We start from the raw sequence: 20,042 nt of genomic DNA on the forward strand, positions 1-20,042 counted from the left end.
CTGGGGGTCGGCGTGGGTCCCCGCGCCGCCCCCCTGGGGGGCGGCCACCCTCTTCTCCATCACCAGCCAGCCGCCGAACGCCTCGGTGGCCGTGCGGTGGCCGCGGGGCGCGGGCCGGGCGATCTCGTTGTACGGCCAGGCGTTCTCGCCCAGCCACATCAGACCGTCCCGGGTGGTCGGCATCCAGGTCGGCGCGTCCCACAGGGTCGGCTCGAAGGTCAGCCCCCGGTCCACGAACCACTGGAAGTGGGCGACGCTCTCCTCGCAGTACAGGCGCAGCTTTTCCTCGTCGGCGTGCGGTCCGAGGGCCGACTGGAGGTAGCCGAACATCTCTTCCGGGCTGTCCTCGAAGCCGCACGCCTTCTGCACCTCGGTTCCGCCGCCCAGGTACAACTCGCCGCCCGACAGGGCCGACGATCCGCCGGGGCCGCCCGCCCGTTCCAGGACCAGGACGTCGGCGCCGGCGGACGCGGCCTCGAACGCGGCGGCGGCTCCGGCACAGCCGAAGCCGACGACCAGGACATCGGTCTCGGCGGCCCAGCGGGTGACGGCCTGGGCGCGGACGGGCGTCACCGGCTGCGCCGTGCTCACGTGTTCGTTCCCGGCGGCGGGGTGAAGGCGGCGAGCGGCTCGGAGCCGGACCAGTCGTGGCCCCAGTAGCTGTCGGCGGTGATCTCCTCGGCGGTGTAGTGCCGTTCGTCGACGCGCATGCCGTCGCAGCCGTACTCGATGTCCCAGCCGCCGGGGGCGCGCACGTAGAAGGAGACCATCTTGTCGTTGGTGTGCCGGCCCAGCGTGGAGGAGAGCGAGAAGCCCCGTCCGTTCACGTTGTCGAGGGCGCGGCCGACTGCGTCGAGGGTGTCCACCTCGACCATGAGGTGCACCAGGCCGGGCTCGCCGCTGTGCGGGGCGGGGCAGACGGCGAGGCTGTGGTGGCGTTCGTTGACGCCCATGAAGCGCACCCGCCGGGGCGGCGCGTCGGGCGACTGGCCGCTGAGCCGGATCCCGCCGCGCGGCAGGAAGCCGAGCACCTCGGTGTAGAAGACTACCGTGTCGTCCATGGCGGTGGTGGGCAGCACGACGTGCCCCATGCCCTGGCCGCCGGTGACGAACCGCTGCCCGAGGCCGGTCAGCACGGGACTGTGGTCGAGGATCGGCGCGAAGAACACCTCGACGGGCACGCCCGCCGGGTCCTCGAAGGCGAGGGCAGCCTCCACTCCCCGGTCGTCGGCCTCCTCCTGGCTGAGCATCTTCACGGCCGTACCGGACGCTTCGACGGCGCGGCCGACCGCGTCCAGGGCGAACTGGTCGCGCACCTCCCAGCCGACGGACAGCACGCGGTCGGTGTCGCCGGGCAGGACGACGAGCCGGGCGCGGCGCTCGTCCATCCGCAGGTACAGGCCGTCGGGGTCCGGTCCGGATCCCTCGGCGAACCCGAGCGCGTCCACGGTCAGTTCGCGCCAGCGGTCGATGTCACGGGTCTGGACCCGGAGGTAGCCGAGTCCTCGGATCTGCGTCATGTGCGTCTTCTCCTTCGTCCTCAGATCATCGAGCGCATCGGGCCGTGCGGCGGCTCCACGCCGATCTCCGTCAGGGCGGAGGCGTGGAAGACGGACCCGGGCACGTGGATGGCGTGCGCCAGGCCCGTGTGCACGTCGCGCCAGAAGCGCTGGATCGGGTTGTCGAGCCGCATGGCGTTGCCGCCGGAGCGGGCCACGATCTCGTCGACCGCGCGGACCGCGCGCCAGGCGGCGGCGGCCTGGGTGCGGCGGCCGACGGCACGGCGCTCGAAGGTGATCTCCTGTCCGGCGGCGACCATGTCGTACATCCGGCAGACGTTGTCAAGGAGCGCGGCGCGGGAGGCGGCGATCTCGGCCGCCGCGTCGCCGACGGCGTAGAGGACGTACGGGTCGTCCCGCACGGCCTGCCCGGTGATCTGCACGCGGTCGCGCTGGTAGGCGAGGTGGTGTGGCTGGGCCCCCTCGCACATGCCGATGACGGCGGAGGTGATGCCGAGCGGGAAGGCGGCGGAGAACGGCAGCCGGTAGGCGGGGTTCGTCAGGCCCGACTCGGCGGCCAGGGAGCCGTCCACCACCTTGGCGTACTCGATGACCCGGTACGCGGGCACGAAGGCGTCCTTGACGACGACGTCCTTGCTGCCGGTGCCGCGCAGTCCGACCACGTCCCAGGAGTCCTCGACGATCTCGTAGTCGGCGCGCGGCAGGATCACGTGCACGGACTGCGGAGGGTTCAGGCGGTTGCCGTCGGCGTCGGCGAGGAAGCCGCCGAGGAAGATCCACTCACAGTGGTCGGTGCCGGAGGAGAACTGCCAGCGTCCGTTGAACACGAAGCCGCCGTCGACGGGCTTGAGCAGGCCCATCGGTGCGTACGGGGAGGCGATCCAGGTGTCGTGGTCCTCGCCCCAGACCTCCTCCTGGACCCGCGGGTCGGCCATCGCCATCTCCCACGGGTGCACGCCGACGACGCCGGCGACCCAGCCGGTGGCGCCGTCGCAGGCGGCGATCCGCATGACGGTCTCGGCGAACTCGCGCGGGTGAAGTTCGAGTCCGCCGTAGGTCTTGGGCTGGAGCATGCGGATGGCGCCGACGTCCCGCAGGATCTTGGCGGCCTGGTCGTCGAGCCGGCCGAGCGCTTCGTTGGCGGGGCCGAGGGCGCGGATCTCGTCGGCACGTGCCTCGACGGCCTCGAGTACGGGATTGGTCATGGCTGTGCTCACTTCCCCGGGGAGGTCGGTGCGGTGGTGCGGTCCCTCTCGGCGAGGCCGACCGCGATCTCGATGAGCTGGTCCTCCTGGCCGCCGACGAGCTTGCGGCGTCCGGCCTCCAGCAGGATCTCGGCGCCGGACACCCCGTACTTGTCGGCCTGGCGGGCGGCGTGCTTCAGGAAGCTGGAGTAGACACCGGCGTAGCCCATCGTCAGCGACATGCGGTCGAGCAGGCACTCGCCGTCCATGACGGGCCGCACGACGTCCTCGGCCGCGTCGACGATCTTCAGTACGTCGATGCCGGTACGGATGCCCAGGCGCTCGGCGACGGCGGCGAACCCCTCGACGGGGGTGTTGCCCGCGCCCGCGCCGAACCGCCGGGTGGAGCCGTCGATCTGGGTGGCTCCGGCACGCACGGCGAGCACCGAGTTGGCGACGCCGAGGCCGAGGTTCTCGTGGCCGTGGAAGCCGACCTGGGCGTCGTCGCCGAGTTCGGCGACCAGGGCGGCGACGCGGTCGCTCGTGTCCTCCATGACGAGGGCGCCGGCGGAGTCGACGACATAGACGCACTGGCAGCCGGCGTCGGCCATGACGCGGGCCTGCCGGGCAAGTTCCTCGGGCGGCCTGCTGTGCGACATCATCAGGAACCCGACGGTCTCCAGGCCCAGTTCGCGGGCGAGGCCGAAGTGCTGGACGGCGATGTCGGCCTCGGTGCAGTGGGTGGCGATCCGGCAGATCGAGGCGCCATTGTCGGCGGCCTCGCGGATGTCGTCCTGGAGGCCGAGGCCGGGCAGCATGAGGAAGGCGATCTTCGCGTGCTGCGCGGTTTTCACCGCGGCCTTGATCAGCTCCTGCTCGGGGGTGTGGCTGAAGCCGTAGTTGAAGGAGGACCCGCCGAGGCCGTCGCCGTGCGTGACCTCGATGACGGGGACGCCCGCGTCGTCGAGGGCGGCCACGATGGAGGTGACGTGGTCGACGGTGAACTGGTGCTGCTTGGCGTGCGAGCCGTCCCTCAGGGACGAGTCGGTGACGCGGATGTCCAGGTCGGTGCTGTAGGGCATGACTCGTGTACTCCTCGGTGAGCGGGTCTCAGACACCGGCGCGGCGGGCGGTGATCCGCTGGGCGAAGCCCTCGCCGACCTTGGTGGCGGCGGCGGTCATGATGTCGAGGTTCCCGGAGTACGGGGGCAGGAAGTCGCCCGCGCCCTCCACCTCCAGGAACACCGCCACGCGGGCGAGTCCGCCGCTGACCGGGGTCGGCTCGTCGAACTGCGGCTCGGTGCGCAGCCGGTAGCCGGGCACATAGGAGGCGACCTTGGCGACGGTCTCGTGGATGGACGCGCTGACGGCGGCGTGGTCGGCGTCGGCGGGGATCGCACAGAAGACGGTGTCCTGCATGAGCATCGGGGGTTCGGCCGGGTTGAGGATGATGATGGCCTTGCCCTTGGCGGCGCCGCCGATGGTCTCGATGCCCTGGCTCGTGGTGAGGGTGAACTCGTCGATGTTGGCGCGGGTGCCGGGACCGGCGGAGGGCGAGGCGACGCTGGCGACGATCTCCGCGTAGGGCACTTCGGTGACCCGGGAGACGGCGTGCACGATCGGGATGGTGGCCTGTCCGCCGCAGGTGATGAGGGAGACGTTCGGGGCGTCGAGGTGGTCGCCGAGGTTGACGGCGGGCACGACGGCGGGGCCGATGGCGGCGGGGGTCAGGTCGATGGCCTGGATGCCGAGTTCGGCGTACCGGGGCGCGTTGGCCTTGTGGACGTGGGCGGAGGTGGCCTCGAAGACCAGGTCGGGCCGCTCGGTGCCGGACAGCAGCGGTTCGACGCCGTCGGCGCCGGTGTGCAGTCCTTGGTCGGCGGCGCGCTTGAGGCCGGGGCTCTGCGCGTCGATGCCGATCATCCAGCGCGGCTCGATGGCCTCGGAGCGCAGCAGCTTGTACATCAGGTCGGTGCCGATGTTGCCGGAGCCGACGATCGCGGCGGTCGCCTTGGTCACTGTTTCGAACCTCATCCGAGTCGAGGGGAGGGGAGAAGGGAGAGGGGACGGGAGGGCGGTCAGCCGTCGTAGGTGACCTTCAGCCGGTCGCTGACCGGGCGGGCCTGGCAGGCGAGGACGAGTCCGTCGGCCAGGTCCTGGGCGTCGAGTACCTCGTTGCGCTCCATGACGACCTCGCCCTCCACGAGGAGGCAGGCGCAGGCGCTGCACGCGCCCTCCCGGCAGGAGTAGGGGGCGTCGAGTCCGGCCGCGAGGAGCACGTCGAGCAGGGGTTTGCCCCGCGGCCAGTCGACGGTGCGGGTGACACCGTCCAGCTCCACTTCGGCCGTGCTGACCGGCCCGTCGGTGTCCGCCTCCGGGGCACTGTCCGGCACCGCGAAGGGGTCGCCGGTCAGCGAGGTGAACCGCTCGACGGTGATACGGCCGGCAGGTACCCCCAGGTCGGCGAGGGCACCCGTGGCGAGGTCCATGAAGGGGCCCGGCCCGCAGACGAAGGCGGGGCGGGCGGCGTACGGACCGGCGAGGGCCCGCAGACCCGCCGCGGTGGGTCGGCCCTGGAGGGACTCCAGCCAGTGCAGGACGGTCAGCCGGTCACCGTACTCCCTTGCCAGCGCGGTCAGTTCGTCGCGGAAGATGACGTTGCGCTCGTCCCGGTTGGCGTAGACGAGGGCGACCCTGCCGGTCCCGGCGTGCAGGGCGGACGCGAGGATCGACATGACCGGGGTGATGCCGCTGCCCGCGGCGAAGAGGAGGAAGTCGCCGTCGAGCGAGTCGGGGGTGAAGGTGCCCGCGGGCCGCAGCACCTGGAGGGTGTCGCCCTCGGTGACGTGGTCGCAGATCCAGTGGGAGGCGTAGCCGCTCGCCGTGCGCTTGACGGTGACCTTCAGCAGTTCGTCGCGGACCGGGGAGCTGCACAGCGAGTAGCAGCGGGCGGCGCCGCCGTCCCGCTCGGAGGGCACCCGCACGGTGAGGAACTGGCCGGGCCGGTAGGCGAACGCGGCCCGGTCCTCCTCGGCGGGCTCCAGGACCAGCGAGTGCGCGTCGGCCGTCTCCCGGATCACCTTGACCACGCGTACGGCCAGCGGCCCCGTGCTCATGGCACGTCCCCGGCGGTGACGGACCCGGTGCGGGCGGCGGCCGCGTGCCGGGCGGCGATGTGGCCGAACACGATGGACGGGCCGATGGTGGCACCCGGACCGGCGTACTCGTTGCCCATGACGGACGCCGTGGTGTTGCCCGTGGCGTACAGCCCGGCGATCACCGAGCCGTCGTCGCGCAGCACGCGGCTGTGCTCGTCGCAGACCAGGCCGCCCTTGGTGCCGAGGTCGCCCGCCTCGATGCGTACGGCGTAGAAGGGGGCCTTGTCGATCTCGTCGAGGTTGGGGTTCTTCAGGGTCGGGTCGCCGTAGTAGCGGTCGTAGGCGCTGTCGCCGCGGCCGAAGTCGGTGTCCTTGCCGGTGCGCGCGAAGCCGTTGAACCGCGCCACGGTCTCCGTCAGCGCGTCACTCGGCACGCCGATCTTCCCGGCCAGTTCGCCGATGCTGTCGGCGCGGTGGACGGTGCCGTTGTCGTAGAACGCCTTGGGGAACGGCATGCCGGGCAGGATCTGGGCGAAGGGGTAGCGGGAGCGGGCCTTCGCGTCCATCACGAACCAGGCGGGAACGTGCCCGCCGGCCAGCTGGTCGTGGATGAAGTTGACGTACGGCGACGACTCGTTGGTGAAGCGCCGCCCCTCACCGGAGACGATCACCGAAGGTGGGATGCAGCGCTCGGAGACCAGCGGGATGGTCGCGCCGGAGGGGTGGTGCACGGACGGCATCCACCAGGCGTCGTCCATGAAGTCCAGGGCGGCGCCGAGGGCCTGCCCGGCCAGGATGCCGTCGCCGACGTTCTCGACGGCTCCGGCGCTGTGGTTGTCCCGGCCGCCCTCGGGCAGATACTTCTCCCGCATCTCCTGGTTGTGGTCGAAACCGCCGGTGGCGAGCAAGAGGCCGTACCGGGCGCGGACGCGGACCGTCCGGCCGTCGCCGTCCACGACGACGCCGGTGACTCTGCCGGCCTCGTCGACGACGAGTTCACTCATCGGACTGCGCAGCCAGACCGGCACACCGGCGTCCTTCAGCGCCATCCGCATACGGGCCACCAGGGCCCGGCCTCCGGTGGACATGTGGCGGCGGCGTACCACGTTGGAGGAGACCCGCCAGGCGGCGACGACCGAGGCCCAGCGTCCACGCCAGGTCCGCTTGACCATGGCCAGGTCGTGGTAGTCCTTGCCGGTGACCCAGAGACCGAGGGGCCCTTTGAGGCTGTTGGGCCGCTGGTACTTCTCGTCCTCGCCGAGCTTGCGGGTGTCGAAGGGGATCGCCTCGATGGACCGGCCGCGGGGGCGGCCGCCCTCGTACTCCGGGTGGTAGTCGGAGTAACCCTTGGTCCAGTAGAAGCGCATCCACCTGCTGCGTCCGAGCAGTTCCATGGCAGCCGGCCCCTGGTCGACATAGGCGTCGAGCCGGGCGGCCGGCACCCGGCCCTCGGTGAGCCGGGCCAGATAGCGGCGGATGGACTCGCGACTGTCGTCGTGCCCCTTGGCGCGCAGGGTGGGGTTGTTGGGGATCCAGATGCCGCCACCGGAGATGCCGGTCGTGCCGCCGTACATCGGGCCCTTCTCGACCACGACGGTGCTCAGGCCGCTGTCCGCGGCGGTCAGCGCGGCCGCCATACCGCCCCCGCCGCTGCCGACGACCACGAAGTCGAACTCCTCGTCCCAGCCCTGCCGGGCGGGGGCGCTCACGCCGCGTCCTTGCGGGTCAGGAAGGCGAGGACGGCGCTCTCCCAGGCGGCCTTCTGCTCGATCATCACCCAGTGCCCGCAGTCGGGGAAGACGTGCAGTTCGGCGTCCGGGATGGTGCGCATGGGCAGGAGGGCCATGTCGACGGGGCTGACGCGGTCGTCGCGGCCCCAGGTGAGCAGCGTCCTGGCCTTCAGCCGGTGCAGCAGCGCCCAGTACGGGGCCTCGTCGGAGTCGGCCGCGGCGGCGGCCCGGGCGGCGAAGGCCTCGCTTCCGTACATCAGGCGGGCACTGGCGAGCGTCTCCGGGTCGGTGGCCTGCGCCCACCGCTCCTCGATCAGCTCCTCGGTGACCAGCGCCGGGTCGTACACCATGGAGTGCAGCCAGCGCACCAGGCCCTCGCGGGAGGGCGCGTCGGTGAACTCGGTGAGCAACTTGATGCCTTCGCCGGGCCCCGGACTGAACACGTTGCGGCCGATGCCGCCGATCGTCACCAGACGGCGCACCCGGTCGGGGTGGCCGAGTGCGAAGCGGGTGCCGACGATGCCGCCCATGGAGTTGCCGACGACGTCGACCTGCTGGAGGCCGAGGCCGTCCAGGAACCGGGTGACCGCCGAGGCCGCGGTCGCCATCGGGTGGCCGTCGGCGGGATCACTCACCCCGAATCCGGGGAACTCCAGGACGAGGCAGCGGAAGTGCTCGGCGAACGCGGCCAGGTTGTGGCGGTAGTTGCGCCAGCCGGTGACGCCCGGACCCGAACCGTGCAACAGCAGCAGGGGCGGGCCGTCTCCGGCCTCGTGATAGCGCAGCACGCCCTGTTCGGTGGGTAGCTGGCGCAATGTGGAGTCGTGACTCAGCTCCGTCATCATCCCTGCCCTCGGTTGACCTCGGTGATCGATGGTCCTGGTGACCGGCTGCTTCCGGGTGGCCGCCGGCTGCGGGCGGCCACGGTGCCGTGTGATCGGTGACTGGACCGTAGCCACGGCCCGCCAGGAGGCGCGGTGCACGTCTCGGTCAGCGGGATGGGGCCCACGAGGAGGACGCCGCCCGGGCCGGCCGGGCCCGGGGCGAAGGCCGTTCCACTCAACGGGAGCGCGAGTCGGGGCCGTCGGCCGGTGTCCTAGCTTCGGCACCCTGCCCGCTCCGGGCACATCACCGGACCGTCCCCCGAGGTGAACCGATGACCGCCGAGTCCCTGTCCCCGCCCGAGGCCGTCGAGGAGACCGAGCCGACACCCTTGCGTATGCGCCATGTCCTGGGCACCTTCGCCTCCGGGGTCACGGTGGTGACGGGGGTGGGCGGGGACGGCGTCCCGGTCGGTTTCGCCTGCCAGTCCTTCGCTTCCGTCTCGCTGGAACCGGCCCTGGTGCTGTTCTGCGCCGACCACCGGGGACGCGCCTGGCCGAGGATCAGGGAGTCGGGCCGGTTCGCCGTCAACATCCTGGCAGCCGAGCAGGCGGACCTGTGCGGGCGGTTCGGGTCGAGCAAGGGCCGCAAGTACGACGGGCTCGACTGGGAGCTGTCCCGCTGGGGCACGCCGTCCCTGCCGGGGGTCCTGACACGGGTGCACGCCGACGTGTACAGCGTGCACACCGCGGGTGACCACGACGTGGTGGTGGGCCGGGTCCTTGCTCTGGAGACGGTGACCGACCGGGAGCCGATGCTCTTCTTCCGGGGCGGCTTCGGCGTCGACAGGCCCGCGCCCCGCGTGGCCGTCCCGGACCTGTGGGGCTGGGGCGACCACTGGGGCTGAGGGGATCCCCGTCCCGCCGACCCGGGTGCGCGGCGGGAGGGTCCTACTGCCAGTCCCCGTACTGCCCCGCGGCGAGCAGGCGATCCATGGTCTGCGCGGACCACGTCTGCTCCGGCTCGGCCGAGGCACGGCGCGGCGACCTGCCTGGCCTGCTCACGGCGGGGAACAGTTCGTCCGACACCTGCCGGGCCGCGTCCACCACCAGGGGCGCCACCTTCTCCAGGGGGGACCAAGCGTCCCCCACCAGGGAGATCGCTGCAACCGGTCCCTCGGGACCACGGACGGCCGTGGCGACGCACGCGATGTCCGGGAAGCACTCGCCACGCTCGAACGCCAGACCGTGCCGACGTCGGATGCGGTTGAGCTCCTGGTGCAGGGTGCCCACGTCGCTGATGGTGCGCTGGGTCAGCCGGCCGATGGACCCACCCGCCCTCGTCTCGACGTCCTCCGGCTCGAGCCAGGCCAGCATGGCCTTGCCCAGCGCGGTGGAGTGGGCCGGTGCCCGACCGCCGACGCGCGAGGGAACGGTGGTGGCGAAACGGCCGCCGACCTTGTCCAGGTAGTACACCTCCGCGCCGTCCAGGACGGCCAGGTGAACGACCAGCCCGGTTCTGATCTGCAGATGGTGCAGGCGGGCGGCGGCGACCTCGCGGATCCTGCTGTGCGCGCCGTCCCCGCCGCCGAGACCGAGGGCCCGGCGGCCCAGACAGTACCCGAGGCCGTTGTGCTCGAGCCAGCGCAGCCGCACCAGCTGGTCGAGGATCCGGTGCGCCGTCGACCTGGGCAGTTGCGTGCACCGGGCCACCTCTTCCAGGGACAGCCGGGCGGTCCGGCCCTCGAACACGTCCATGATCAGCGTCACCCGCTCGACCATCGACGGCGGCAACTCGCGACGGACCGGCGCGTGGACGGTGGGAACAACCTCGGCAGCCGCCATGGGAGCCTCCAGTCACAGACTGAAATGAATTCTTGTTTTCTGGAAGGTAACAGCGCTCCGCGTCCGGGTGAAGGGATCCGGCGAGACTCTTTCGCCGGCAGAGCCCGGACACGGATGGGCGCGGCGCCAACCTCCGCACCCCGCTCCGGGCCGACGACTCACCCGCGCCGGCCAGCCTCAGGTCCTGCCGATGCCGTGCGGCGAGGGAGATGTAGAGGTCCTTGCGCCACTCACGGCGGTTCTCGGTTTACATCAGCGCACCCCGCGAACGAGAAGGCCACAAGGCAAGACACTGGTCAGCCCTTCTCCACCTCACCGTCGACGTGCCGGGCGTCGGGCCACGACAGCCCTTCGAGCTGCGCGATGCCCCCGTTGAGCTGGACCAGCAGCGTCAGGAACGTCTGGGTCGCCTCCGGCGTCCAGCCGGTCGCGTCGACGAGGCGGGCGGCGCCCTCGATACCGACGGCGCGATCGGCCCGCAGGCGCTCGAGCCCCAGCCCGGTGGGCCGGAACTTGCGCGCGATGCCGCCGTCGGGGTCCGGAATGCGTTCCACCAGGCCGTTCTTCAGCATGGCGCTGACCTGGCGATTGATGGTCGAGACGTCGACCTGAAACGTGTGGGCCAGCTCCTTGAGACTGAGCGGTTCACTGGTCTCCAGCCGGGTGAGCAACACGTACGCCGAGCGGTCCAGAGTCTGACCGATGCGTGAACCACGAGACGCCAAGAAGTGACGTGACAGAAGGGTCAGCTCCCTTTCCAGCTCGCCCAGCCGACGCTCCTGCTCGTTCATGCCCTGCCCCTTCCCGTACCGACATGTAGCCCCATCATCGCGCACGCCCGCCGCGAGGCCGTCTCTCAGGGGCCCGATTGTGCATGATGCACTTCATATGTATGGTGCACATCTAATGCACGATGCACAGCCGGTCGGGGCTCAGCCCCTGCCCCTCACCCGAGGAATGGAGTACCGCGTGAGCGCCCACCCGTCCGAGGACGAACCCGCGATCGCCTACCCCGCAGCACGCGCCTGCCCGTTCAGCCCGCCCGCCGAGTTCGGGCGGCTCCGCGCCGTCCCCGGCCTGCCGCGGGTCCGGGCCCTGGAAGGCGCCCGGCCGCGGTTGGTCACCCGGTACGACGACGCCAAGGTCTTGCTGTCGAGCCCGGCCCTCTCGGCTCGCTTCGACAGCCCCGGCTTCCCCCTCTTCAGCCCCGGCGACGTCCAGCAGCGGGACGACAAGGTCGAGACCCTTATCCGCACAGACGACCCCGATCACCTGACGCAGCGGCGCCGGCTCACCCGGCACTTCACGGTCAAGCGCGTGAACGCGCTGCGCGAGGACATCCAGCGGACGGTCGACGAGGCCGTCGACGACCTGCTCGGGGCCGGGTCACCGGCCGACCTGGTCGAACTGGTGGCCCGGCCGATCCCTTCCCGCGTCATCTGCCTGCTGCTCGGCGTGCCCTATGCCGACCACGCCTTCTTCCAGGGCGCCGCCGCGCGTGCCCTGGCCGGTGACACCGATCCCGACGCCGTGCGGGTGGCGCTGAACGAGCTGGCCGAATACCTGGACGCCCTGGTGGCGGAGAAGACGCGCCGCTCCGACGGAGACGACGTGCTGTCGCAACTGGCCCGGGACCTGGTGCTGCCTGGCACGATCGGCCACGCGGAACTGGTCACCATCGCGATAACGCTGCTGGTCGCGGGTTTCGAGACCACGGGCAACATGATCGGTCTGGGCACCGCTCTGTTCCTGCGCCATCCCGAGCAGCGCGACCTGTTCCTGGCCGCCGACGAGACCGCTCAGGCGGAGGCCGTCGAAGAGGTGCTGCGGTACCTGTCCGTCGCTCAGCACCCTCGCCAGTTCGCGGTGCGCGAGGAGATGACGGTGGGTGGCTGCACGCTCCGTCCCGGCGACGGCGTGCTGATCTCCCTGCCGTCCGCCAACCGGGATGCCGCAGCCTTCGACGACCCGGACATCTTCGACGTGCGGCGTGCCGCCCGGGGGCACCTCGCCTTCAGCCACGGCACGCACCAGTGCCTGGGTCAGGCGCTTGCCCGCCTCGAACTACTGCTGACGTTCCGCACCCTGTTCACCAGGGTGCCCACCCTGCGGGCGGCCGACGAGCCCGGCCCGTACGACGTCAAACGGCACAGCCGCGTCCACGGACTCAACTCTTTCACCGTCGCCTGGTAGGAGGCCCACCATGAAGATCATCATCGACGAAGGCAAGTGCGTCGGGGCCGGGCAGTGCGTCCTGGTCGCCCCGGACGTGTTCGACCAGCGCGACGAGGACGGGGTCGCCGTCCTGCTCGCCGAACATACCCCCGATGGCGAGCGCGCCCGTGTCCAGGAGGCCGCGCGGGTCTGCCCCGCCGCGGCGATCGTGACGGACGGCCGGTGAGCCGGCACATCGTCGTCGTCGGCACAGGCGCCGCCGGCCTGACCGTGGCGGAGGAACTGCGGCACCTCGGGTACGACGGGGCCCTCACCCTCGTGGGCGGGGAGAACCACCCGCCCTACGACCGGCCGCCCCTGTCCAAGCGCTTCCTGGCGGGCGAGGCGGAGGCAGCTCAGCTCTGGCTCGCCGGCCCGGACGTCCTGGACCGCCTCGACGCCACCGCCTACCGGGGCCGCCGCGCCGTCGCCGCGGACCTCGCCGCGCGCACCGTCACCCTGGACGGCGGAACGGTCCTGCCGTACTCGGACCTCGTGGTCGCCACCGGCGTGACACCTCGCACCCTGCCCGGTACCGCCGGCCTCACCGGCGCCCTGACGCTCAAGACGCTCGACGACGCGCGGGCCCTGGGCGCACGACTGCTGCCGGGGCAGCGACTGGTGGTGGTGGGCGGTGGGTTCCTGGGCACCGAGACGGCGTGGACGGCCCTGGCACTCGGCTGCGGCGTCACCCTGGTGACGCCCACGACCACGGTGCTGCCGGGACTCGGCGACCGGGTCGGTTCGCTCGCCGGGGAGCGGCTCGCCGCGGCGGGTGCCACCGTGCTGACCCAGGTCGCCGTCCACTCAGTGCGCGAGGGTGACGGGCTGCCCAGGGGCGGCGACCTCGACGTCCTGCTGGACGACGGCACCCGACTGCCCGCCGAGACCGTCCTCGTCGCGATCGGCTCACGGCCGGACACCGGGTGGCTCTCCGTGACGAACCTCGACCTGAGCGATGGCATCCGATGTGACGCCACCGGCCGGGCCGCACCCCGCGTCCACGCCTGCGGTGACGTGGCCGCCTGGTACCAGCCGTCGAGCGGCCGGCACCTGCGACTGGAGCACCGGATGCACGCGAGCGACCAGGCCCGCGTCGTCGCGGCCGATCTGCTGGGCGAGCACCGGGAGTTGGACCGGGCGCCGTTCTTCTGGACGGACCAGGGACCGAACAAGATCGTCGTACACGGGCTGATCACGCCCGATGCGGAGTTCGATGCGCATGAGGCCGACACGGAGCACGACCGCTTCACCGGGGTCTACCGCACGGACGGGCGCGTATGCGCCGTACTCGGCTGGAACAACCCGAGACAGGCCATGCGCCTGCGCCGGGAACTGCTCACCGACCCGGCACCGGCCCCTGTCGGCGCTCCGTTGGCCGCCGCCACAAGCGCCGGCTGACGGCACGCCACCCCCGCCCCACACCTCCGCCCACCGCGAACATCCTCAAGGAGAACCCTCTTGTCACCCACCGCCACCCGCACGCGGGGGCCGGGCTCGATCACCGCCGTGATCGCCCTGAGCGGCATCGTCGTGTCGCTCATGCAGACGCTCGTCGTACCGATCATTCCCCGACTGCCCGAGCTGCTCAACGCCTCCCCCTCCGACGCCTCCTGGGTGATCACGGCCACGCTTCTCGCGGCGGCCGTGGTCACCCCCATCGCCGGACGCCTGGGCGACATGTTCGGCAAGCGACGCGTCCTCGTCGTCTCTCTGCTCGTGCTCGTCGCGGGCTCCGTCGTCTGTGCCGTCTCCGACAGCCTGGTCCCGGTGATCGTCGGCCGGGCGCTGCAGGGCCTGGCCACCGGTGTCATACCCGTCGGCATCAGCATCCTGCGCGACGAACTGCCGGCCGCCCGGGTGGGCAGCGCCGTGTCGCTGGTCAGCGCGACCCTCGGCGTCGGCGGCGCGATCGGCCTGCCGGTGTCGGCGGCCATCGTCCAGAACGCGAACTGGCACGTGCTGTTCTGGCTCGCCGCCGCCCTCGGTACCGTCTGCCTGCTGCTGGTGATCCTGCTGCTGTCGGAGTCCCCCAACCTCTCCCCCGGCCGGTTCGACGCCCTGGGCGCGGCCGGACTTGCCGCCGGGCTCGTACTCCTGCTGCTGCCCGTCACCAAGGGCGGCGACTGGGGCTGGACCAGCGGCACGACACTGGGCCTGTTCGCGGCCGGGGTCGTGGTCCTCGCCCTGTGGGCCTGGTACGAGACGCGTGTGTCCCAGCCGCTGGTCGACCTCCGGGTCACCGTGCGCCGCCCGGTGCTGTTCACCAACCTGGCGTCCATCATGGTCGGCTTCGCGATGTACGCCATGTCACTGACGCTCCCCCAGCTGCTGCAGTCGCCCGAGGCGACCGGCTACGGCCTGGGGCAGTCCGTCCTCGCCGCCGGCCTCGCGCTCGCACCGGGCGGCCTGGTCATGATGGCCCTCTCCCCCGTCTCCGCCCGCATCACCGCCCGGTACGGCGCCCGTACTTCGCTGCTCGCGGGCGTCGCGGTCATCGGCGTCGGCTATGGCGCGGGAATACTGCTCATGTCCCAGGTCTGGCAGATCGTCGTCACCTCGATGATCATCAGCGCCGGCGTCGGCATCGCCTACGCCGCCATGCCCGCGCTGATCATGGACTCCGTCCCCGTGACCGAGACCGCTTCGGCCAACGGGGTCAACGCGCTGATGCGATCCATCGGCACCTCCACCGCCAGCGCGGTCATGGCGGCCATCCTGGCCAACATGACCATGCAGCTGGGGCCGGTGCAGATTCCGACCGAGCACGGATTCCGCATAACCTACGTGGTCGCCATCGGCGCCACGGTGATCGGCCTGCTGCTCACCCTCGCCATCCCCCGCGCCCGCGCGGCCGCACGGCACACCACTCACACCACCGGCAGCGAGCAGTCCCTGCCCTCCGACGTCCCGGCCGACGCCGGGACGCACTGACCCCACGGGCACCCGCCCACCAGCAAGGAGCACCACCATGAACAGACTGCGGGACGAGGTAGCCGTCATCACCGGTCCGGTTCCGGCAGCGGCATCGGCCGCGCCGCCGCCGAGCTCATGAGCAAGGAAAGCGCCCGCGTGGGGCTCCCAGGAGAGGCGAAGGTGCTCGTCAGTAGGTCAGAGCCGCAGCGAGCCCCCGATTCTCGATCTCCAGGAATTTGCGAATTGCTGGGACGAAGTTGGCGGCAGCTCCAGCAATCCCAGCGACGGCAACAAGCACGGATGTCCGCCCAGGACGAGGAGAGCTTCCTCGTCGACGCGCTCATGGAGTATCAGTGGGCCCGGGACGCGGCGGGCTGGCGCCTTCGTCGATCGACAAGCTGGTCAAGCCCGCCATCGAGGTCAGCGACTTCTACGGCACCGTTCCCTGGCACCTGACCCGCGCGAGATCGACAGCTACTTCGCCGGCCCGGGAAAGCGCGCCCGCCACACCAATCGGCAGAAGCTCATCCACATCGACGCGTTTTCGCGTTCCTCGAACAGCGCTGTGCACACGAGATCATGATGCGCGAGGGCAGGCTCGACGCCTCCCGGCCTCGCCCCGACATCGGTGCTAGAAAGGGAGAGTGCCCGGGTACTTCGGTCGATCAAGAGCTGCCTCGCGGGGCTCTCTGAGGGAGCGTCTCCGCCACCTCTTGGGCGAGCGGAGTATCGCCGTGCACATGTTCGTCGTACAGGTCGTACTTGGATTCCTGCTCATCGTGGCCGTGACGGTGGCTCTCGTGTTCCAGGCGCACAGGGACGCCGAGCGGGACGCCGTGGGCCGGTCGCTCGCCGTCGCCCAGACCGTCGCGACGTCTCGGTGGATCGTGAAGTCCCTCAAGTCCGACGACCCGACCGCCCTGCTGCAGCCGCGGGCCGAGGAGACGCGGAAGGTGACGGGCGTCGATTTCGTCGTGGTGGCGAACACGGACGGAATCCGCTACACCCACCCCCTGCCGGAACTCATCGGCACACGGATGGCCGCCGACTTCAGGACGGCGCTGAAGGGGCAGGTCGTCAGGGAGACCGTCCGTACGCCCCAGGGGGACTCGGTGCAGGTTGTGGTCCCCGTTTCGGACCGTGAAGGCAAGGTGGTGGGAGTCGTCAGTGCCGGGGTCTCGATTGATCATCTGGACGGCATGGTGGCCGAGCGGCTGCCGGTCCTTCTCTGGGGCGCGGTCGGGGTGCTCGCGCTGTCCGCGGGCGGCACGGCGCTGGTGAGCCGGCGGCTGCGGTGGCAGACCCGCAGGCTGGGTCCGACAGCGTTGACACGAATGTACGAGCATCACGACGCGGTTCTGCACGCGGTGCGGGAGGGCGTCCTGGTCGTCAGAGGTGACGGACGGCTGCTGCTGGCCAATGACGAGGCCCGGCGGCTGCTCGATCTTCCGGTGTATGCCGAGCAGCGCCAGGTGACGGATCTGGGTCTGGAGCCGCGAACGGCCGGGCTGCTGGCCTCGGGGCGGGCCGCGACGGACGAGGTGGTGTTCGTGGGGGACCGGCTGCTGGCGGTCAACCAGCGTCCGATCGCCCCGTACGGGGGGCAGCCCGGGAGCGTGGCCACGCTGCGGGACACCACCGAGCTGCGGGCGCTGTCGGGGCGGGCGGAGGTGGCGCGGGAGCGGCTGGGACTGCTGTACGACGCCGGTCTGCGCCTCGGTGCCAGCCTCGATGTGGTGCACATCGCCGAGGAACTGTCGCGGCTGGCCGTACCGCGGTTCGCCGACCATCTCACCGTCGAGCTCGTGGACGGGGTGCTGCGCGGGGAGGAGCCGCCCGGAAGCAGCACCGTCATGCGGCGTGTCGCGGCAAGAGGTGTCCGCGCCGACCAGCCGCCGCTCCCGGTGGGTGAGCTGATCGACTTCGCGGTCGGCACGGCACAGGCACGGGCCGTGGAATCCGGTCGCGCGGAGCTCGATACGGACCCGGATGTCTCTTCCGGTTTCCTGGCGAGGGATCCGGATCGCTCCCGGCGGAGCCTGGACAACGACATCCATTCCCTGATCGCGGTGCCCTTGCGGGCGCGCGGTGTGGTGCTGGGTCTGGTCGACTTCTGGCGCGCGGACGGCTCCGAGGCCTTCGGTGAGGAGGACGTGCACTTCGCCGAGGAGCTTGCCGCCCGGGCGGCGCTGGCGGTCGACAACGCTCGCCGCTACACCCGAGAACACGCCATGGCCGTCACGCTGCAGCGCAGCCTGCTGCCGCACGACCTGCCCGAGCAATCCTCCCTGGACTTCGCGTACCGGTATCTGCCCGCGCAGGCCGGGGTGGGCGGCGACTGGTTCGACGTCATCCCGCTGCCCGGCACTCGGGTGGCCCTGGTCGTCGGCGACGTCGTCGGCCACGGCCTTCACGCAGCAGCCACCATGGGCCGGCTTCGCACCGCCGTCCACAACTTCTCGAGCCTCGATCTGCCCCCCGACGAACTCCTGAGCCACCTCGACGAGCTGGTCGCCCGCATCGACGCCGACAAGGGCACCGAGCCCGACGAGGCCCACGGGGGACTCGCGGTCACGGGGGCCACCTGTCTGTACGCCGTCTACGACCCGGTGAACGGGGCGTGCACGCTGGCCAGGGCCGGTCACCCGGGACCGGCCCTGATCCGCCCGGACGGCACGGTGGACTACCCCGCCGTGCCGGTCTCCCCGCCGCTCGGACTGGGCGGCGGGACGCCCTTTGAGGCAGCCGAGCTCTGCCTGGAGGAGGGCTCAAGGCTGGTGCTCTTCACCGACGGACTGGTCACCGGCCGCGGCCGGGACCTCGACACCGGCCTGGAGACCCTGCGCACCGCCCTGGCCGCCGCTCGGGGCCGCACCCCGGAGGAGACCTGCGCGGTGGTGCTGGAGAACGTCGTGATGCCCGGCCGGCCCGGCGACGACATCGCGCTGCTGGTGGCCCGTACGCGTCGGCTGGATCCCGTGAACGTCGCTGCATGGGAGGTTCCTTCCGACCCCGCAGCCGTCGCTCCCATCCGCGCGGCGTGCAGCCGACGGCTGGAAGCCTGGGGGCTCGACGAGATCGCGTTCGCCACCGAGATGATCCTCAGCGAGCTGATCACCAATGCGATCCGGCACGGCACGCAGCCCATCACCGTCCGCATGCTCTACGACCGCACCCTGATCTGCGAGGTCTCCGACGGCTCCAGCACCTCCCCGCACCTGCGCCGCGCCGCCACCACCGACGAGGGAGGACGCGGACTGTTCCTCGTCGCCCAGTTCGCCCGGCGGTGGGGCACCCGCTACCTGCCCCGCGGCAAGGTCATCTGGAGCGAACAGGCCCTCCACAACGGCGCCGCGGAGCCTGATGCGGACCTCGGCGACATTCTGCTCGGCCAGTGGGACGACACCGCAGGCCCCTGAAAGAGCCCCACCGCGTCCACAAGCGTCCAGGAAGCAAGAGCCGCGGGTACGTTCAAAGTCCGACCGGTCAGCCGCCTCGGTCCAGAGTTCAACAACGTTCGACAGACTTGAACGGCAGTGCCAGGAACCAGCCGGAACAGCGGTCAATGATCAACCGACGAGGTGCGACGCCTCCACCGAAGTCAGCTGTCCACCTGTCAGCCGAGTCCTGTACAACCTGCGTATGGATGGTGGGCAGCTTTCACTGGAGGGTCTCGCACTCGCGGTCTATGAGCGGTGCCTGCGCCGCCGCGACGAGGTGTCGGTCAGTGACCTCGCGTTGTCACTCGACGCTGCCGAGGACGCTGTGGGCGTGTGTGTCGACGGGCTCGTCGAACAGGGCCTCGTGCGTAGCGGCAGCGCGGGTTCGGTCGTGGCCCTGCCGCCGCGGACGGCGTTCTCCCAGGCGGCCCTGCGGCTGGAGGCTGCGGCCGAACAGACGCGGCAGCAAGGGCTCGCATGGCAGCGGGTCTGGGCCGAGAGCGCCGCCGCGCATCACTACCTCGATGTCCTGACCGATCCGGAGGACATCGAGCGCACGGAACGCGCGTTCGTGGACTCGGCGCGGTCGGAGGTGCGGGCCTTGCATGTGGGGCCGGTCGGTCCGCCCCGGCTGCGCCCTCCTGCCGAGATTCCGGAGGGTACCTTCGAGGCCCTTGACCGTGGTGTCGCTTTCAAGGTGGTCTACAGCTCTCGCGTGTTCACCGACCCGGTCGCCCTTACGGCTATCGAGTCGTGCATCGCGCGGGGCGAGGAGGCGCGCGTCTTCGCGGAGATCCCGGTGACGCTCAATCTCGCGGACGACACCGTGGGCATCGTCACCGTTCCCGGTAGCGGCGATGTCCGCAGGCACGCGATCGTCGTCCACCCGTCGGGTTTCCTCGACTCGCTCGCCGCTCTCTTCGACTGTTTCTGGCGGATGGGGGTCCCCCTCACCCACACCGGCGACGCGCTGGAGAGCACCGAGCTGGACGACGCCGGCCGGCGTCTTCTCATGTACCTGGGCGCCGGCCTGACCGACGACGCCATCGCCCGGGAGATGAGAGTCAGCGAGCGCACGGTCGGCCGGCGCGTCGCCCGGCTGCAGGAGCGCCTCGGTACCCGCAGCCGCTTCCAGCTGGCCGCGCTCGCGGCGGGGGGGGCGGGGGGTGGTCGTATAAACACACCCCGCCCCCCACCCCCCCCCCGCCACCACCCGGGAGCACAGCGAGGGGGGTGTGGGGGGTTGGGCGCGCGGGGCGCGCCACACAGGGCGC

Annotated in this window: 17 protein-coding genes; 7 read left to right on the forward strand and 10 right to left on the reverse strand. The window is 71.3% G+C overall.

Going from position 1 to position 20,042, the window contains the following annotated elements; translation table 11 throughout:
- The 8 genes from ACFWR9_RS40205 to ACFWR9_RS40240 all read right to left on the reverse strand — a co-directional run.
- On the reverse strand, positions 1-591 hold a 591-nt coding region (locus ACFWR9_RS40205; RefSeq protein ID WP_383851898.1), incomplete at its 3' end, for an FAD-dependent oxidoreductase.
- Positions 588-1,520: a VOC family protein gene (locus ACFWR9_RS40210; RefSeq protein WP_383851900.1), complete on the reverse strand. Its 933-nt coding sequence runs from the start codon at positions 1,518-1,520 to the stop codon at positions 588-590. The genes ACFWR9_RS40205 and ACFWR9_RS40210, both read right to left, overlap by 4 nt.
- A gap of 20 nt (positions 1,521-1,540) precedes the next feature.
- Entirely contained in the window at positions 1,541-2,725 is a 1,185-nt protein-coding gene (locus ACFWR9_RS40215) for an acyl-CoA dehydrogenase family protein (RefSeq protein ID WP_383851903.1), read from the reverse strand.
- Between the two features lie 8 nt (positions 2,726-2,733).
- Positions 2,734-3,786: a 4-hydroxy-2-oxovalerate aldolase gene (dmpG, locus tag ACFWR9_RS40220; protein ID WP_383851906.1), complete on the reverse strand. Its 1,053-nt coding sequence runs from the start codon at positions 3,784-3,786 to the stop codon at positions 2,734-2,736.
- A gap of 28 nt (positions 3,787-3,814) precedes the next feature.
- Positions 3,815-4,738 carry an acetaldehyde dehydrogenase (acetylating) gene (locus ACFWR9_RS40225; RefSeq protein ID WP_383851908.1) on the reverse strand — a complete coding sequence of 308 codons (924 nt, stop codon included), beginning with the start codon at positions 4,736-4,738 and terminating at the stop codon, positions 3,815-3,817.
- 44 nt (positions 4,739-4,782) lie between these two features.
- Positions 4,783-5,820, reverse strand: coding sequence for a 2Fe-2S iron-sulfur cluster-binding protein (locus ACFWR9_RS40230; protein WP_383851910.1), 1,038 nt, complete (start codon positions 5,818-5,820; stop codon positions 4,783-4,785).
- On the reverse strand, positions 5,817-7,511 hold the full coding sequence (locus ACFWR9_RS40235) for an FAD-binding protein (protein WP_383851912.1): 1,695 nt from the start codon (positions 7,509-7,511) through the stop codon (positions 5,817-5,819). Before ACFWR9_RS40235 ends, ACFWR9_RS40230 begins: the two co-directional genes overlap by 4 nt.
- On the reverse strand, positions 7,508-8,377 hold the full coding sequence (locus tag ACFWR9_RS40240) for an alpha/beta fold hydrolase (protein WP_383851915.1): 870 nt from the start codon (positions 8,375-8,377) through the stop codon (positions 7,508-7,510). The genes ACFWR9_RS40235 and ACFWR9_RS40240 overlap by 4 nt, the downstream gene beginning before the upstream one ends.
- Positions 8,378-8,688: 311 nt before the next feature.
- On the opposite strand from ACFWR9_RS40240, the gene ACFWR9_RS40245 reads away from it, so the two are divergent.
- Positions 8,689-9,261, forward strand: coding sequence for a flavin reductase family protein (locus tag ACFWR9_RS40245; RefSeq protein WP_383851917.1), 573 nt, complete (start codon positions 8,689-8,691; stop codon positions 9,259-9,261).
- 43 nt (positions 9,262-9,304) lie between these two features.
- Here the strand turns inward: ACFWR9_RS40245 and ACFWR9_RS40250 are convergent, their stop codons facing one another.
- Both ACFWR9_RS40250 and ACFWR9_RS40255 read right to left on the reverse strand, forming a co-directional pair.
- Complete coding sequence (locus tag ACFWR9_RS40250) at positions 9,305-10,135, reverse strand: IclR family transcriptional regulator (protein WP_383851936.1); 831 nt, start codon at positions 10,133-10,135, stop codon at positions 9,305-9,307.
- A 359-nt stretch (positions 10,136-10,494) separates the two neighbouring features.
- Positions 10,495-10,989 carry a MarR family winged helix-turn-helix transcriptional regulator gene (locus ACFWR9_RS40255; RefSeq protein ID WP_383851920.1) on the reverse strand — a complete coding sequence of 165 codons (495 nt, stop codon included), beginning with the start codon at positions 10,987-10,989 and terminating at the stop codon, positions 10,495-10,497.
- A gap of 178 nt (positions 10,990-11,167) precedes the next feature.
- Between ACFWR9_RS40255 and ACFWR9_RS40260 the strand changes: the two genes are divergently transcribed.
- The 6 genes from ACFWR9_RS40260 to ACFWR9_RS40285 all read left to right on the forward strand — a co-directional run.
- Positions 11,168-12,391 carry a cytochrome P450 gene (locus ACFWR9_RS40260; RefSeq protein ID WP_383851923.1) on the forward strand — a complete coding sequence of 408 codons (1,224 nt, stop codon included), beginning with the start codon at positions 11,168-11,170 and terminating at the stop codon, positions 12,389-12,391.
- A 10-nt stretch (positions 12,392-12,401) separates the two neighbouring features.
- Positions 12,402-12,599, forward strand: a complete 198-nt coding sequence (locus ACFWR9_RS40265; protein ID WP_383851926.1) for a ferredoxin — start codon at positions 12,402-12,404, stop codon at positions 12,597-12,599.
- The gene (locus ACFWR9_RS40270) at positions 12,596-13,813 is read left to right on the forward strand and encodes an NAD(P)/FAD-dependent oxidoreductase (protein ID WP_383851928.1); all 1,218 of its coding nucleotides are present in this window, start codon (positions 12,596-12,598) and stop codon (positions 13,811-13,813) included. The genes ACFWR9_RS40265 and ACFWR9_RS40270 overlap by 4 nt, the downstream gene beginning before the upstream one ends.
- Positions 13,814-13,873: 60 nt before the next feature.
- Entirely contained in the window at positions 13,874-15,346 is a 1,473-nt protein-coding gene (locus ACFWR9_RS40275; protein WP_383851930.1) for an MFS transporter, read from the forward strand.
- A gap of 722 nt (positions 15,347-16,068) precedes the next feature.
- Positions 16,069-18,747 carry a SpoIIE family protein phosphatase gene (locus ACFWR9_RS40280; protein WP_383851932.1) on the forward strand — a complete coding sequence of 893 codons (2,679 nt, stop codon included), beginning with the start codon at positions 16,069-16,071 and terminating at the stop codon, positions 18,745-18,747.
- A 223-nt stretch (positions 18,748-18,970) separates the two neighbouring features.
- The coding region (locus ACFWR9_RS40285) for a LuxR C-terminal-related transcriptional regulator (protein ID WP_383851935.1) at positions 18,971-20,042 on the forward strand (1,072 nt) is incomplete at its 3' end.

It is taken from the genome of Streptomyces sp. NPDC058534 (genome assembly GCF_042717365.1).
In the GTDB taxonomy this organism is placed as follows: Bacteria; Actinomycetota; Actinomycetes; order Streptomycetales; family Streptomycetaceae; genus Streptomyces.